Genomic DNA, 15,439 nt, shown 5'->3' with positions numbered 1-15,439 from the left:
ATCCCTCCAAATTTATATATATTTATCTCCTCACATCTGTCCTAGGATTTTTTGTGTTTTTTAATGTTTTTTTGCCATGTATAATTTCTTCAACGGCTGTAATCTTTCCATTCAATATACTAACTGGTTTCACCTCTATATTTAAACCCTTCATCATTTTATACATTATGAACTTTTCTCGATCCCTCACAATATTGTACACTACACCCTCTTTATCAATCCTACCTGTACGACCAGCCCTATGGAGGTAATCTGTGGAATTTAGAGGTAAATCCATATTGAATATATGGGATACATTTCTGAAATCCATTCCTCTAGTAAATAGATCTGTTGTAACTAAAGTCTTAAGCTCACCCTTATTAAAAGTAGCTAAAATATGTTGACGATCCTGATTTTTAGTCCTGGTTTGTATACCTTCAACAGATAACCCAAAGGATTTTAATTCCTTTACAAATCTATCTACATTTTCATTTTTATTGATAAAAACCAATGACTTAGGTGACTTCAATACCTCCATAAGCTCTGCTAGAGTTTCCGTTTTCTTTGATGCCTTACTTACTATATATAAGTGTTTAATTTTTGATGGGACCGGCTTAGCATTATCTAAAGATATGTATTGAGGCTTTTTCATTAATGACTGAAGAATACTTAAAGCCTCCTTTGAAAGGGTAGCAGAAAAGCTTACCAACTGTCTATCCTTCAGTGTAGTATTAATCACTGCATGTACTTTTTCCTGTAGTCCTTGCTCCAGCATTTGATCAACTTCGTCTAAGGCTATCATCTTTACCCCATGCATCTTTATCTTTTTTAATCCGATAATATGCACTAATCTTCCAGGTGTGGCTATAATAAGCTGAGGCTTGTTTTTTAATTTGTCTAGCTGCCGATTAATATCCATTCCTTCAACCAATGGCATTGCAGTAATATTTGTATTTTTAACAACGCCCTCTGCTTCTCTATGAATTTGAAGGCTAAGCTCTCTACTGGGAGCCAATACAAGCATTTGAAGTTCTTTCTTCTCAGGGATGATTTTTTCTATCATTGGTATTAAATAGGCCAAGGTTTTTCCTGTTCCTGTTTTAGCTTTACCTACCACATCCTTATCCTCTAGAATATGGGGAATAGAATTAGCTTGTATCTCGGTAGGGTTGTTAATACCCTCCGTCTCAAGATTTTCTACTATAAATTGTTTAAGGTTAAATTCTTCAAATTTTTTGCTCACAATTAAAATTCTCCTTTTAACAGGTCTACTAACCCATTGCTTTTTTGTATTATCTCCTTACCCCATAGGTGAAACTCTATAGGGCTAAAGTTAATCGATTTTTATATACTGTACAAATTCTTTCGTCTACTTAATATATATTATCATAAATTATACTAAATAAGACTATTGCCATCTAATAATCTTAATAATTGTTTAATAATAACATAAAACTGGCTTTAGAACATTTAATTCCTTAATCTCCTTTAATTATTAAATTATTTTCATTTTCCCCAACTCTTTTACTAAGAATTCTTCTTATTTATATTTTTTTATCTTTCATCCTTTCATACATTGATCCATCTTCCAATCTACTCAAAAGAGAAATGTTTGGATCTAAATTAACTTCAATAATCCACACTTCTCCACCATTATCTATTCCCCTATCAATTGCCATAGAGTAGAACTTGCGATAGTACTCCTCCAAATATACTGCTGTTAATAGGGCTAGTCTATCGATTTTAACTGCTATATCTTGTTGCAATACCTTTGCCAATATAGAAGCTTCAATAGCCTTCTCTACAGACAATACTTCTTTAATGGCATTGGTAATACAAAATTCCTTAGCAGCTACTCCAGCAATTTTGCCAGTTACCTGCCACAAAGATGAATTTATTTCTCTTTGTACCATAACCCGCAAATCAAAGGGATGATTATCAATAGTAGCTAATTGAATTTTTCGTTGGAGAATATGATGTCCCCTTGTCTGGCATCGTTCCAACTCTAGATAAAGATTGTAACTAACTGAAAACACTATAAATTTAGATGATTATATGGTAAGGAGGTATCTATATGGGTGTTCGTGATGGCTGCACCTTCACTTATAAAGCACACTAAAAATACTTGGATGTTTTAACGGAGTTATAGGGGGGAAACTACACCAAATATATATAGGACTTGCTTTGCCCCAAAGCTCTAGCATTCTTAAAATTTTCTACCCTGCAAAAAATAGAATATCCCAAAATTATAGAAATTAAAAGTCTATATTTTTTAAACTTGATTTGTTTTTACTACAGCTGCTACAGCCACATTTTTACCTACCATTTCCCTGATTTTTGTGACATTATGTGCAATTCTATCTAAATCTATTTCTATAATTGTATCCCTCAATATTGGCTCCATTTACACACCTCCTATTTATCTTTCTAAAAGCTTTAATACACTCATTACTTCCAAGGCAATTCCGTATTTCATGCAGGTTTCATCTGGAAGAAACTGATCATTATGAAGCGGTGGATTTTCCTCCCCTTTAAAACCACATCCCAAATGGAAAAAAGCACCTTTTGCCACTTCATTAAAGAATGAAAAGTCTTCTACTCCAAGACTTGGATATTCCTTATACTGAATACGTTCCTCCCCTATAAGATCTTCTGCGGAGGAAATAATAACATCCAGAACATCATCATCATTAATGAGGAATGCATAGCCATCTTCAATACGTACTTCTACCGATGCACCGTATGCCTTTGCTGTGTTTTCACAAATTTCTTGGATTCTATCCTTTGTCTGCTGTCTTGTAAGAGGATCTAAAGTTCTAAATATACCAGAAAAAGTGGCCTCTCCTGGTATAATGTTGTTACAGGTACCTGCATTGAATTTTCCAACAGATAGGACAACGGAATTCAGTGGCGAAGTATTTCTGCTAACAATGGTCTGAAGAGCATTTACTATGTTGCAGGCAGTCAAAAGACTGTCTACAGATTTTTCAGGATATGCTCCATGGCTAGAAACACCTTTTACCTTAACATAAAATTCATTAGATGCAGCATTCAGTTTTCCACGACGTACTTCAATCCATCCAGTAGGCATATAGGGCATCACATGAAGGCCTATGATATAGTCCACATCTGGATTTTTCATACAACCCTCCTCTACCATTGGTTTTGCCCCCCCTACGGTTTCTTCAGCTGGTTGAAAAAAAAACTTTACATTCCCTTTAAGCTGAGATTCCATAGACTTTAGTAGTTTTGCCGCTCCCAGGAGAATACTAGCATGTAGATCGTGACCACAGGCATGCATTACCCCCTCATTTACTGACTTATAAGGTATATCATTATTTTCAGTAACAGGTAGAGCATCTATATCTGCACGAATCGCCACAGTTTTGCCAGGTTTTGCTCCCCGAATAATTCCTACAACCCCTGTTTGGGCAATACCCTTCTCATATTCTATTCCGAAGGATTCAAGATGCTCACAGATCTTCTGGGATGTTCTGATTTCCTGTTCACTAAGCTCAGGATATCGATGAAAATCTCTCCTTATTTCTACAATTTCCTTGAATACCTCATCCACCATATTTATAATGCCTTCTCTCATCCTACATCTTCCTCCAATCTATATATGATTCATTGATTTATGTTGACTCCCTTAATTGTATTTGCAATCATTATGTCAACCATTAAATAACATTTGATCCTCCTTTATGATATAATGTTAGTACGCTCAATGACACAAGTATTTTATATAATAATAAAATTAGGTGATCTAAATGGACATAAAACATATTCTTATTCTAACAATCAATCCAAAAGTTAGTAATTTATATAAAAATATATTATTTCAACTTTTTACAACCGATACTATTGACATGGTTGTGGATAAACAGTCTCGTCCTCATCAGCTTTGACGCCGATTTCGATTTAAAACTGACTAAGTGTTGTATAAAACCAAAAGATCCTATGATTAGGATCTTTTGGTTTTATACATTATTATGATTTTATTTCATCAACCATTACGTCATAGGCCTTTCCGTTTATTTTTAGATGAAATTCTCTTGTTTTGATGACTTCTCTCCCTATCGACTGCCGTTTATATTGAGCAATTTTTTCCTCTACTTCTTTTAACAAACTGTGGGCCTCCTCAACGGCGACCTTTTTAAATATAATTTTATCCCCCGGCTTGGCTTGAGCAATTTTAGGGAAGTCTACAGTAATAACATTGGCTATTTTCGTATATCCTCCTGTTGTTTGGCGATCTGCCATCATAATAATCGGCATACCATGTCCGGGAACCTGAATAGCCCCCATGGCAATACCATCGGATATAATATCGCTACCCTCTTTATGCTGAATCCCTTTACCCGACAGCCTATAGCCCATCCGATCACATTCATTGGTTACAGTATATTCAGTGTTATAAAAGGTTGCTATTCCTTCCTGAGTAAATGCATCCTCCTGTGGGCCTGCCACTACCCTTACCTCCACAGTATTGGTGTAGCTATATAGTTCCTGTTGGATCCATTTGCCTACCAGTTCCTTTAAGGGTTTGTGGGGGCTAGCTAAAGTGATTACATCCCCTACCTTTAACCCTCGACCTTCATAGCCCCCTATATTGCCACGGGTATAGGTTGACTTACTGCCCATAATAGCAGGTACATCAATGCCGCCAGCAAATGCAATGTAACTTCTACAACCTGCTTTAATAGCTTTGAAATCTAGCCTATCTCCTGATTTGACAAAAACACTTTTTCCCATAGGTATAGGCTTTCCATTCACTTCAGGAGATAAGTTTCCACCGGTAATTGCAATAACCCCTTCATCAAGAAATTCAATACCTGGACCCACAAGGGTTGCTTCTATTACAGCTGCTTCCTCATGATTTCCCACCAAAATATTGGCAATTCTATAAGCAAAATTATCCATTACCCCAGACACAGGTACTCCATATTGCTGGTATCCGTTTCTACCTTGATCCTGAACCAGTGTCAATAAACCAGCTTTAAAAACTTTAATTTTGCCCAATATTTCCACCCCCTTGCCCTTTAGGATAGGATTTGCATTCATAGGTTCTGTCCTTTATAGAGGGTTCAATCCGGCGATATTCCTCTTCATCTATCTCCTTAAACTTGATATAATTTCCTGCCTTTAACAAAATAGGTTTTTCTGCATTTTCATCGTAAAGCTTTACAGGCGTCCAACCTATTAACTGCCATCCCCCTGGGCTGTCAATGGAGTAAATACCCGTCTGACTGCCGGCTATGCCAACAGAACCACCCTTGATCTTAGTTCTAGGAGATTCCAGTCTAGGAGTTGCAATTTTTGTGTCCATTCCTCCTAAATAAGGAAAGCCTGGGGTAAATCCCAACATATAAATCAGGTACTCTCCTGATGTGTGGATTCGAACCACTTCTTCAACAGTCAATTCATTATGTTTTGCCACCGTATCAATATCTGGTCCGTAATCTCCCCCGTAAAGGGTAGGAATTTCTATAACTCGAGGTGCCGGCAGTTCAATACTTTTCAATTCTTCCTCCAGTGCCTGCATTGTCCTCAATAACACAGTATATTCTATAGTCAAAGGATTATAATGAATCATCAAAGATCTATAGGTAGGAACTACTTCTACAATACCTTTAATATTTTTCATTTCTATAGCTATCGTCATAGCTCTAATTTTTTCATTTATTTCTTCTGATATGCAATTGCCAAACTCCATAACTAAAGCTCTATCTCCTGCTATGAGATACTTTATTTTATCATACATAAAGGATTCCTCCATCATTTAAGAATACTTCAATTTAAGTCCTTCTAGAGTTCTTCATCTGTATTGCTTTCTTCAATAGTTTAAAAAATATATATTAAAAAAGATTTTTAATATTTTGCAGGGAATTAATTCCCGCATAGGCTGAAAGGATAACTGTAAGAATACCAAAGACAATTAACCAAGTAGGATGCTTATAATCCCCTATAATATCTTTCCGTCTGGAAGCCAAAAGAACAGTTCCCAAGGTAATAGGTAAAATCAATCCATTTAACGAACCTGCTAATATAAGAAGTCTTGCTGGTCTTCCCACAAAGGCCATAATAATAGTAGATACAGTAATAAACCCGATAATAAAATATTTTTCATACTTTACAATTGTTGTATTTAAGGTTTTTAAAAAGGAAACCGATGTATAGGCTGCACCAATTACAGAAGTTAAACCAGCAGCCAGTAGTACAAAACCAAAGAATTTATAGCCTATTTGCCCTGCACCATGTAAGAAAGCAGAAGCTGCTGGATTTGAAGGATCTAGTTGTATACCTCTTGCCACTACGCCTAAAATAGCTAAGAAAAAAAAGATCCGCATAATTGAAGCAATACCAACACCCATAACTGAACTTTTTGTGATTTGATCCAAATTTTCTTTACCCGTTACACCAGCATCTATCAGTCTATGGGCACCCGCAAACGTAATGTACCCTCCTACTGTACCACCTAGTAGTGTAATAATTGGGAATATTAATATTCCATAATTATCAGGTGCAACGCTTTTTATAATGGTTTCCTGTACAGGGGGATTGCTGGTAATTGCAACATAAGCAACCATTGCTATCATAATTCCACCCAACACCTTTGTAACACGATCTATCATGGATCCCGCATCCTTTGAGACAAATATAAGAACCCCAAAGATTCCCGCAATAATTGTACCAAACTTAATATCTAATCCTGTTAAAACGTTTAAACCTAAAGCAGCCCCTCCAACATTTCCGATATTAAATGCTAGACCCCCTAAGGCAACCAGCCCAGCTAGCAAATACCCCATACCAGGTACTATTTTATTGGCAATATCCTGTCCCCGCATACCAGAAACACAAATTATTCTCCATACATTCACCTGAACAATAATATTCAGTATAATCGATACTAAAACAACAAAAGCAAAATTTGCTGCGTGATCCTGAGTAAATTGTGCTGTTTGTGTTAAGAATCCTGGCCCTATGGCTGATGTAGCCATAATAAAGGCAGCCCCCAGTAACACACCAATATTTTTGTTCTTTTCTTGTTTTATCGCCATTTTTGTTAACCCCCTCTTTATCTAATAAAGTTTCTCATAGATTCTACTTTAATCTCTTCCTTCAACAAAGCTTCTTTAATTTTATTTACAAATTCTAATGCATGTTGGTTGTCACCATGAACACAGATGGTATGGGCTTTGATTTCTACATCCTCACCGTTAATCGCCTCTACTTTTCCTTCCTTCACCATCCTTACTACCCTTGCTACCGCCCTGTCAGTATCATGAATTACTGCTCCCGGATTACTTCTAGCCACAAGGGAACCATCTGGGTTATATGCCCTATCAGCAAAGACTTCATGGGCTACCTTAAGACCCTTCTCTTCTCCAGCTTCTGTCAACCTGCTATTGGCTAGTCCAACAAGAATGATGTTTTTATCCACCTGCCAAATTGCTTCCGCAATAGCACCCGCTAAAGCAGCATCCTTGGCCGCCATATTGTATAGTGCTCCATGGGGTTTAACATGCTGTAGTTCTAGCCCCCGTGCCTTTGCAAAGGCCCATAATGCTCCCAACTGATAAATCGTATAGCTCTTCGCTTCTTGGGGAGTAATCACCATATTTCTTCTACCAAATCCCATTAAATCAGGAAATCCTGGGTGGGCACCTATAGCCACATTATTTTCTGCTGCTGCCTCCACCGTTTTTTCCATCACAAGGGGGTCCCCTGCGTGCCATCCACAGGCAATGTTGGCAGAAGTGATATACTCAACAACCTCTTCATCCATCCCTAGCTTGTAGGCACCATAGCTTTCACCAATATCACTATTTAGATCTACTTTATACATAACCTTCACCTCCAAATTTTTTGTCCCAAAATTCCACAATCCAATTACAATTGATTATAGGATTTCTTCTAATATGATATAAAGCAAGAACGAGTCCAATATTTCCTAAAATAATTTTGTGTATTTTCCAAGTTTTCTATTATTTCCACAAAAAATATGATCGTTTTCGCACAAACAAAAGAGCGATTTCGCTCTAAAACTGCAATTTCGCTCTCCTTTTATTCATGAAAATATTTTTCTATTTTTCGTTTTAAGGCAAATCGACTTATGCCCAATAATTCTGCCGCTTTGGAATGATTTTTATTGCTAATCTCTAGAGCTGCTTTAATGTACTTTTTTTCTACCCTTTTGACAAGGCCTTCTAAGGAAAATCCTTCAGGAATAAGCTGAGATCCATCCTCTTGCCTATATCCTTCACCATCATAGGATCTTTTTTCTTCACCTCTGATTTCAGAGGGTATATGATGACATCGAATATAAGTATCATCAATCAATATGACCATTCTTTCGATAACATTGATCAACTCCCTAACATTCCCTTTCCAAGGGTAGGTCATAAGCTTTTCCTTGGCTTCTTCTGTAAAGTCTAAAATGCTTTTATTGAATTTTTTACTATAGATCTTTAAGTAATGATTTGCTAAAAGAAGAATATCCTCTCCCCTCTCCCTCAAAGGCGGCAACTCTACAGGTACTACATTTAACCGATAGTATAAATCTTCTCTAAATTCCTTCTGTTTAATAGCCTCTTCAAGATTTTTATTGGTGGCAGCAATTATTCTAATATCTACTTCAATATCCTCAAGTCCACCTACTCTTTTGAATTTTCGTTCTTCAAGAAAACGTAAAAGCTTCGTCTGCATATCATAATGCAATTCTCCAATTTCATCTAAGAAAATAGTCCCACCATCGGCGATTTCCACTAAACCCTTTTTTCTAGCTATCGCACCAGTAAAGGCATTTTTTTCATGTCCAAACAGTTCACTCTCCATCAGTTGAGTCGGTATGGCAGCACAATTGATTTTTAACATGGGAGCATCTTTGCGACAACTGTTTTCATGGATTGCTGAAGCTACTACCTCTTTTCCTGTCCCAGTCTCTCCCCGTATTAGCACAGTTACATCATCACTGTCGGATAAAATGGCTACCTTTCTTAAAACCTCCTGTATGGACTGATGGTCTCCTAAAATAGCATGATTTTTAGATAATTTTTCTTTTTCTAGCAAATAAATTTTCTTCTGTAATGTGAGGTTATCAAACAAGCGGATTAAAATAATATTCATTTCTTCTAAATCAAAGGGTTTATGGATATAATCAAAAGCACCACTTTTTATGGATGTAACCGCCGTCTTTACATCTCCGTAGGCAGTCATAATCACCACCTCTACATCCTTATCTACTTCTTTAATAGACTTTATTAGTTGCAGACCATTTATATCCGGTAAACGAATATCAAGGAATATGGCATGGGGTTTAAATCCGTCTACCTTCCCTAATCCCTCTTGGCCATCCTTTGCAGTATCCACTTCATAGCCTAGATCCATCAGGCCTTCTTTAAGAGAAATTCTAATCATTTCTTCATCATCTATAATCAATATTTTCTTTCTCATTTTTTAGCCTCCTCCTAAGGGGAATTTTGATTAGATAGCTTCATTTATTTGGTGTAGAGGAAAAGTTAGCTTAAACTCAGTCCCCTTATTAACGCGACTACTTACTTGAATAATCCCCTTGTTTTCTTTAACGAGCTCATAGACAACCGAAAGTCCTAGTCCCGTTCCTTGAGGATTCGTAGTATAGAAGGGATCAAATATTCTCTCAATATTTTCAGGTGAAATACCACAACCATCGTCTTGAAATTTTATTGCTGCAAATTCTTTATGGTTTTCTTGACACCCCTCTAATATAATTGTTAATGTTCCTTTATCAGCTAAGGCATTGATGGCATTTTTAACAATGTTTAAAAAGATCTGCTGAATTTGATCTCCATCTACAAAACACAATAATTCTTCTGAGTAATCTACGATATCTATCTTGATATTTTTCTTTATTTCTCCTTTATTGTTTAAATCTAAAGATCGCTCCAATATGTCCTTTATATTGACTACTTCATAGCGGGGTCTCTTGGGTTTAGCAAAGTTAAGCAAATCAGTAATAAGTTGATTTATTCTATCAATTTCAAATAATAGACCATCGAATAATTTTTTGTTTGAAGCTTCATTTTCATTCAGTAGTCTTTTTTGTAAAACCTGTACACTGGTCTTCATGCCAGCTAAAGGATTTCGAATCTCATGGGCCATTCCAGCTGCCAATTGGCCCATAGATGTAAGCCTATCTAGCGTTTCCATGTTGTTTTCAATACGTTTTCGCTCAGTAATATCTCTAAAATTACAAATAGCACCACTTATCTTTCCCGTCTCCCCCTTAAGCAAAGATGTCATCACATCCACATATATTTTGCTACCTTCTGTATCATCTTCAAAGACATGAATATGATTGATGCTTTTTCCTGATGTTAGTGTCTCCCCAATCTGACGCTGAAGCCTCTCCCTTAGTGCTAGGTTCTGGGTTTCTTCCCTTTGAACACTATTAAAAATCCCTTCTGCTGCCGGGTTTAATGAGGTAATAGTTCCTTCCTGATCAGTAGTAATAATACCTGTAGAAATATTTCTAAGAATATCTTCATTCAGTTTTGTCATCTCTATCAATTTAGCAGTATTTAGTTGAAGCTTATCCATCATATTGTTAAAAGCTTGGGCTAACATACCAATTTCATCATTTCTTTTAATTGTTATTTTCTCCTGTGGAGTTCCTAAGCTAATTTTGTCACATAAATCTGCCAGAAGCTTTATAGGCTTTGAAATATTGTGGGCAATGAAAATAGCCGCCTGTATTGAGAACATTAAAGAAACAATCGATAGTAAAATCATATATTTTTGTGTCTCCAAAACCTCCTGTGAAAATAAATCCTTCCGCATACCGTAGCCAATTATCCAGTCCCACTCCTGATTGATGTGATATACAAAGACACTATTTTCAAATTGGATAGGTTCATTTTTATTTGACACTGTCATCGTTAACAGTATTTCATCCCATCCCTCTTCAATGTTAAATTGATCTAACAGTATTTCATCCCCTCTAGCAATAAATAATCCTTCTCTCGTTGTCTGACTATAAAACTGAATTACTTTTAATTTGGCTTCTCCAAGACTTAGCCTTCCTTCAAGGACTTGCAAATGAATGTCCTCAATATGTAGAATAATTTCCTCTAGGTGATAGTATCGATTTTGAATTTCATTGGTCAATAACAATTGATAACCATTCCAATAGGAAACCATTCCCAAGGTAACAATGGAGAGAACTAATACAATCATAAATGGAATTAGGATTTTGTTTTCTATATCAAATCTCACGATAATTTCTCCTCTTGTTTTTTTAGAAGTTATTGATCCGAGGTGATTTGTAAACCTTCTCTATATTTTAATACGTGTTCATAAACAGAGGGCTTTAACTATTCCTTTGATGTATAGTAGAAATATCTACTGACAGTGTAAAAAATTGCTGTGGCCCCCACCACCCCAGGCAAAGCTGGGTGTATTAATGTATCGCTGGTACTAAAAAATACATGATTTCTTACCATGAAAACTATTAGTATGATCAACCCCCCAATAAAGGACCAGATTGCCCCTTCCTTCGTTGCTTTTTCCCAGAACAGTCCTCCATAAAGAGGTAATAGAAAGGTTACTGAAAAAACACCCCAAATATAGCCGCCATAAATCAGCAGACTAGCTGGAGGATTTAAAGACATCACCAATGAAATGGTTCCTGCAACAAAAATAAAAATTCGGTTCATGGTCAAAAGCTTATCATCCTCTACATTGGGATTGATCAGGTTTTTATAGATATCAAAACTAAAACCACTGGCCGCCACCAACAATTGAGAATTTGCAGTAGAGATTGCGGCTGCCATAATGGAAATTAATATAATCCCACTAAAGGGAGAGTATATGACATTGTTAATCAAGTAGGGAAATACCTCATCTACTGAATAAATAGAATCAATGGTTGGTATTAAAACCCGTCCTCCAATCCCAATAATAATTAGTCCTAAATATAAAAAAGCAAGAATTAGCACAGAATAACAGATCATTTTAATAGCAGTCCCTTTATCTTTAGCAGATGTAATTCGTATTGCATACTGGGGGTTTGTGGCTAATCCTAATCCCCAACCAAAAAAAGATGCAAAGATAAAAAAAGGAGGCAGGGCACCCTTTGAAAAAGGATCTAACAAGGCACCTTTTGCAGTTACATGGGGAAAGGATGGAAAAGGTCGCGTGTTAACAACAATAGCTTCATGATGCATAAATGCAAGACCATTCACACCCTTTAGAACAAGCATTGCTGCTAATATCGTACCCGTAATAATTAAAATGAAGTTAAAGGCATCGGTCTTAGCCACCGAAAATAAACCTCCAAAGGTAGTATAGATTACAAATAAATATACTAACACAATAGCAAAGGTATAATTGATATCTAGAAATTCAGAAATAACAATTCCAAAGCCACGGACTTGAATAATCATATAGAGTATATATGTAATCACAATAACAAACCCACCCATGGCCTGTAGCCACTTACTATCATATCGGATTTTAAAATATTGTGGCACAGTGATAATATCATAGTTTTTAAGTCTCGTAGCTAACAGCACAAGAAAGGTTGCCCCAACAAACCAAGGTACAACTGCATATAAAATAATACTATATCCGTAAGCATATACTGAACCCGTAAGCCCCTGCATGGATGCCGCGCTAAACCAGGTTGCACTAAAGGTAAAAATACTAGCCGACAAACCCAAGCTGTTTACCGCTATGAAAAAGTCTCGTGTGTTTTTTGTCCTTTTAAATCCACCCTTCCCAAAGAAAAGTAAAATAATGCTGTATAGGGTAAAATTAATTAAATAAATAATGGATTTATTCATCCTACCACACCTTCTTATATTTCAATAGAATAGCCAAAATAGAAGGTGCCAAAGCAGATATAACAAAAAGCCCTCCTACAATCCCTACCGTTTTTAATGGTAATCCTATTACACCCAAAACCAAGTTCATCCGGCCATCCTCCTTCATTTTCTAGTTCCACAATATTTCTTATTTCTTTATTTTTAATATTCTACAAACTTTGACACGTTTCCTTCTTTATTTGTAGATCTGTGGTTTGCTTAGCTTTTAAAATCATTGGGTATTCCAAGGGGCAGACAAATAGTTAAAAACTATATCAACCCCAAAAGAATTGCAGCAATTCACCTACCCTATAAAGAACTAGACCGTTATGGGTGGATAAACTCAACAAAAAAGAGCTATAGAAAGGTAGAGAGTACCTTTGTTGAAGTAGTATTTTTAGAGGAAATAGGAGACTTTATAAACCTGTAGAGATAGTTAAAAGCAAAATTCCTCCTTCTATAAGGGTAAAAAATTTTGCTTTTATTGTTGTTACTATCTATTATCTTCTTAAAGCTCCCACCAGTGGTACAGATGATACCGATATAGCTGGATATACACCAAATAACAATCTTGAGCCTAAGGCTACCATTACGGATATCTTAATGGCTTCAAAACTAATGACTGTTTCAAATCCATAGTTTTAAAAAAGATTTAGTCCCTATTAGACTTACAACAGATATCACCCTTTGCTGCTCTCCACTGGATAGTTGGGGGCGTTTATGCTTTAAGCTATCTCCCAAGCCAACTTCGTCCACCGGTTATCCCTTGGTAAATTATTGGTGACAGTCATCAGATCTAATTAAATATTTATAAAAAAATGTTGCATAATTATTTGTGTTATTGTATGATTATAACGGTATTCATTTATATAGATTCTATTTATAAAAGGGGGAATTGCATTATGGAACACATGGGAATTTTATCATTATTACCACCCATACTGGCAATTGCATTATCTATCATTACAAAAAATGTTATAGTTTCGCTTTTTCTTGGGGGGTTAGCCGGTATCTTGGTATTAGTAGGTGGAAACCCTATTACAGGAATTACTACCATGGTACAAGACTACTTATTTGTTCAACTGACGGACAGCTATAATGCAGGCGTACTGGTTTTATTAGTGTTTATTGGAGGGTTTGTCACCTTGATTGAATCCTCAGGTGGAGCTGTGGCATTTGCTAAAAGTGTATCTAAGTACATTAACACAAGGGCAAAAGCTCAGTTATCAGCTTGGCTAGGGGGAATTGGTATATTCTTTTCAGATTTAGGAACACCTCTTATTATAGGACCTATATTTGAACCTATTACGGATAAAATTAGAATATCTAGAGAAAAGCTGGCTTGGATTATAGATTCTACAGCATCTCCTGTATGTGTATTGGTACCTTTCATAGGTTGGGGAGTATATGTTATGGGATTGATACAAAGAGAATATGAAGTTTTAAATATCCTTGAATCTGATTGGACTGCATTTGTTCGTGCCATACCCTTTCAGTTCTATCCAATACTAGCTATACTCATGGTACCCTTGGTGGCTTTTACGGGTATAGAATTTGGACCAATGGCAAAGGCAGAAAAAAGAACCCAGGAAACAGGGGAGACCTTCTGGCCAGGAGCAAAGCTTTTACGTCAATCAGATTCAAGGATAGAAGTCCATCATAATAGTAAAGCTGTCTTAGTTTGGCTACCTATATTGGTTCTATTGGTTACATTGTTTGGTCTTTTAATCCCTAAAGGATTTCCACTTCAACCGGTACCAGGAGGGGTATTTAGAACAGCACTGACTACTGGTTATTTTTTAGCAGCACTGGTTCTGATGGGGATGATGGTATATTACAAAGTCAAGAAAGTTGATGAGGCTTTTGATACTTATATTAAAGGCATGCAGAAAATGATGACAGTTGCTATTATATTAGTTCTAGCGTGGTCCTTAAGTTCCGTTATTAAAGGAATGGGTACTGCAAATTATATTGTAGAAATCTCACAAAACACCATACCTTCTTGGGCAATACCTAGTATAATATTTATTGCTGGAGCAATCATGTCCTTTTCTACTGGATCATCATGGGGAACCTTTGCAATATTAATCCCCATCGCCATACCAATGGCTCATTCCTTAGGAGCTCCTATGTATGCCAGTATTGGAGCTGTACTTTCCGGTGGATTGTTTGGAGATCATTGTTCTCCTATATCCGATACAACTATTTTAGCTTCAACCGGTGCAGGATGTGATCATGTTGACCACGTCAAAACACAAGTGCCCTATGCCCTAATAAATGCTGCTGCTAGTTTAATGGCCTACGCTATAGCTGGTTTAACCGGTAGTGTAGCTACTCTACTTTTTGCTATAGGACTTATGGTAGTTATTTTAATGGTTGCTTCCAAGATAAGTGGAACAAAAATACCCAACTTAACTTTAGAGGAAATATCAAAATCTAAAGGGGTATAAATAACTTGGTGCTTTAAGGAAAAGAATGATTCCATTCTGACAAGAAATAATGCTAAAAAATTTAAAAGATGTATAAATTTCCTCCTGCTATCATTTCTCTTAATACTTCTCTTGGTAATCCACCCATAAAAATCCCCCTTTCTAATTAGAATTATTTACTAATCT

Annotated in this window: 13 protein-coding genes; 1 reads left to right on the top strand and 12 read right to left on the bottom strand. The window is 36.3% G+C overall.

The genetic code is table 11. The features are described 5' to 3' along the window. Positions 1-22: 22 nt before the first annotated feature. From BLS22_RS09145 to BLS22_RS15505, 12 genes are all read right to left on the bottom strand, one after another. The gene (locus BLS22_RS09145) at positions 23-1,222 is read right to left on the bottom strand and encodes a DEAD/DEAH box helicase (RefSeq protein WP_090553440.1); all 1,200 of its coding nucleotides are present in this window, start codon (positions 1,220-1,222) and stop codon (positions 23-25) included. Positions 1,223-1,523: 301 nt separating this feature from the next. Continuing rightward, positions 1,524-2,015: a YheC/YheD family protein gene (locus tag BLS22_RS09140; protein ID WP_143011272.1), complete on the bottom strand. Its 492-nt coding sequence runs from the start codon at positions 2,013-2,015 to the stop codon at positions 1,524-1,526. 236 nt (positions 2,016-2,251) lie between these two features. Then, a complete protein-coding gene (locus tag BLS22_RS14855; protein ID WP_143011271.1) occupies positions 2,252-2,383 on the bottom strand; it encodes an alanine racemase in 132 nt (43 codons plus the stop codon). Between the two features lie 15 nt (positions 2,384-2,398). Next, the gene (locus tag BLS22_RS09135; protein ID WP_090553438.1) at positions 2,399-3,577 is read right to left on the bottom strand and encodes a M20 metallopeptidase family protein; all 1,179 of its coding nucleotides are present in this window, start codon (positions 3,575-3,577) and stop codon (positions 2,399-2,401) included. Positions 3,578-3,969: 392 nt separating this feature from the next. Continuing rightward, on the bottom strand, positions 3,970-5,001 hold the full coding sequence (locus tag BLS22_RS09130) for a 5-oxoprolinase subunit C family protein (RefSeq protein WP_090553437.1): 1,032 nt from the start codon (positions 4,999-5,001) through the stop codon (positions 3,970-3,972). Next, the gene (gene pxpB / locus BLS22_RS09125) at positions 4,988-5,743 is read right to left on the bottom strand and encodes a 5-oxoprolinase subunit PxpB (protein WP_090553436.1); all 756 of its coding nucleotides are present in this window, start codon (positions 5,741-5,743) and stop codon (positions 4,988-4,990) included. The genes BLS22_RS09130 and pxpB overlap by 14 nt, the downstream gene beginning before the upstream one ends. Positions 5,744-5,837: 94 nt before the next feature. After that, positions 5,838-7,040, bottom strand: a complete 1,203-nt coding sequence (locus tag BLS22_RS09120; protein ID WP_090553435.1) for an NRAMP family divalent metal transporter — start codon at positions 7,038-7,040, stop codon at positions 5,838-5,840. Between the two features lie 17 nt (positions 7,041-7,057). After that, positions 7,058-7,828 (bottom strand): LamB/YcsF family protein, encoded by a 771-nt coding sequence (locus tag BLS22_RS09115; protein ID WP_090553434.1) that lies wholly within the window; start codon positions 7,826-7,828, stop codon positions 7,058-7,060. A gap of 218 nt (positions 7,829-8,046) precedes the next feature. Next, positions 8,047-9,435 (bottom strand): sigma-54-dependent transcriptional regulator, encoded by a 1,389-nt coding sequence (locus BLS22_RS09110; RefSeq protein ID WP_090553433.1) that lies wholly within the window; start codon positions 9,433-9,435, stop codon positions 8,047-8,049. Positions 9,436-9,465: 30 nt separating this feature from the next. Next, on the bottom strand, positions 9,466-11,235 hold the full coding sequence (locus BLS22_RS09105) for a sensor histidine kinase (protein WP_090553432.1): 1,770 nt from the start codon (positions 11,233-11,235) through the stop codon (positions 9,466-9,468). A 98-nt stretch (positions 11,236-11,333) separates the two neighbouring features. Continuing rightward, positions 11,334-12,803: a sodium:solute symporter family protein gene (locus BLS22_RS09100; protein ID WP_090553431.1), complete on the bottom strand. Its 1,470-nt coding sequence runs from the start codon at positions 12,801-12,803 to the stop codon at positions 11,334-11,336. A gap of 1 nt (position 12,804) precedes the next feature. Beyond that, the gene (locus BLS22_RS15505; RefSeq protein ID WP_280139566.1) at positions 12,805-12,933 is read right to left on the bottom strand and encodes a hypothetical protein; all 129 of its coding nucleotides are present in this window, start codon (positions 12,931-12,933) and stop codon (positions 12,805-12,807) included. Positions 12,934-13,726: 793 nt separating this feature from the next. Here BLS22_RS15505 and BLS22_RS09090 point away from each other — a divergent pair. Beyond that, positions 13,727-15,274 (top strand): Na+/H+ antiporter NhaC family protein, encoded by a 1,548-nt coding sequence (locus tag BLS22_RS09090; RefSeq protein ID WP_090553429.1) that lies wholly within the window; start codon positions 13,727-13,729, stop codon positions 15,272-15,274. Positions 15,275-15,439 lie beyond the last annotated feature (165 nt).

The organism is Natronincola ferrireducens (genome assembly GCF_900100845.1).
Classification (GTDB): domain Bacteria; phylum Bacillota; class Clostridia; order Peptostreptococcales; family Natronincolaceae; genus Natronincola_B; species Natronincola_B ferrireducens.
Note: the sequence above shows the minus strand (reverse complement) of the source record. Positions and strands in the feature narration are given on the sequence as shown.

Bases quoted from the DNA above. Each gene is read 5' to 3' on its own strand.
- BLS22_RS14855 (WP_143011271.1), bottom strand. From the start codon at position 2,383: ATGGAGCCAATATTGAGGGATACAATTATAGAAATAGATTTAGATAGA.
- BLS22_RS09115 (WP_090553434.1), bottom strand. From the start codon at position 7,828: ATGTATAAAGTAGATCTAAATAGTGATATTGGTGAAAGCTATGGTGCC.
- BLS22_RS09100 (WP_090553431.1), bottom strand. From the start codon at position 12,803: ATGAATAAATCCATTATTTATTTAATTAATTTTACCCTATACAGCATT.
- BLS22_RS09135 (WP_090553438.1), bottom strand. From the start codon at position 3,577: ATGAGAGAAGGCATTATAAATATGGTGGATGAGGTATTCAAGGAAATT.
- BLS22_RS09120 (WP_090553435.1), bottom strand. From the start codon at position 7,040: ATGGCGATAAAACAAGAAAAGAACAAAAATATTGGTGTGTTACTGGGG.
- BLS22_RS09110 (WP_090553433.1), bottom strand. From the start codon at position 9,435: ATGAGAAAGAAAATATTGATTATAGATGATGAAGAAATGATTAGAATT.
- BLS22_RS15505 (WP_280139566.1), bottom strand. From the start codon at position 12,933: ATGAACTTGGTTTTGGGTGTAATAGGATTACCATTAAAAACGGTAGGG.
- pxpB (WP_090553436.1), bottom strand. From the start codon at position 5,743: ATGTATGATAAAATAAAGTATCTCATAGCAGGAGATAGAGCTTTAGTT.
- BLS22_RS09090 (WP_090553429.1), top strand. From the start codon at position 13,727: ATGGAACACATGGGAATTTTATCATTATTACCACCCATACTGGCAATT.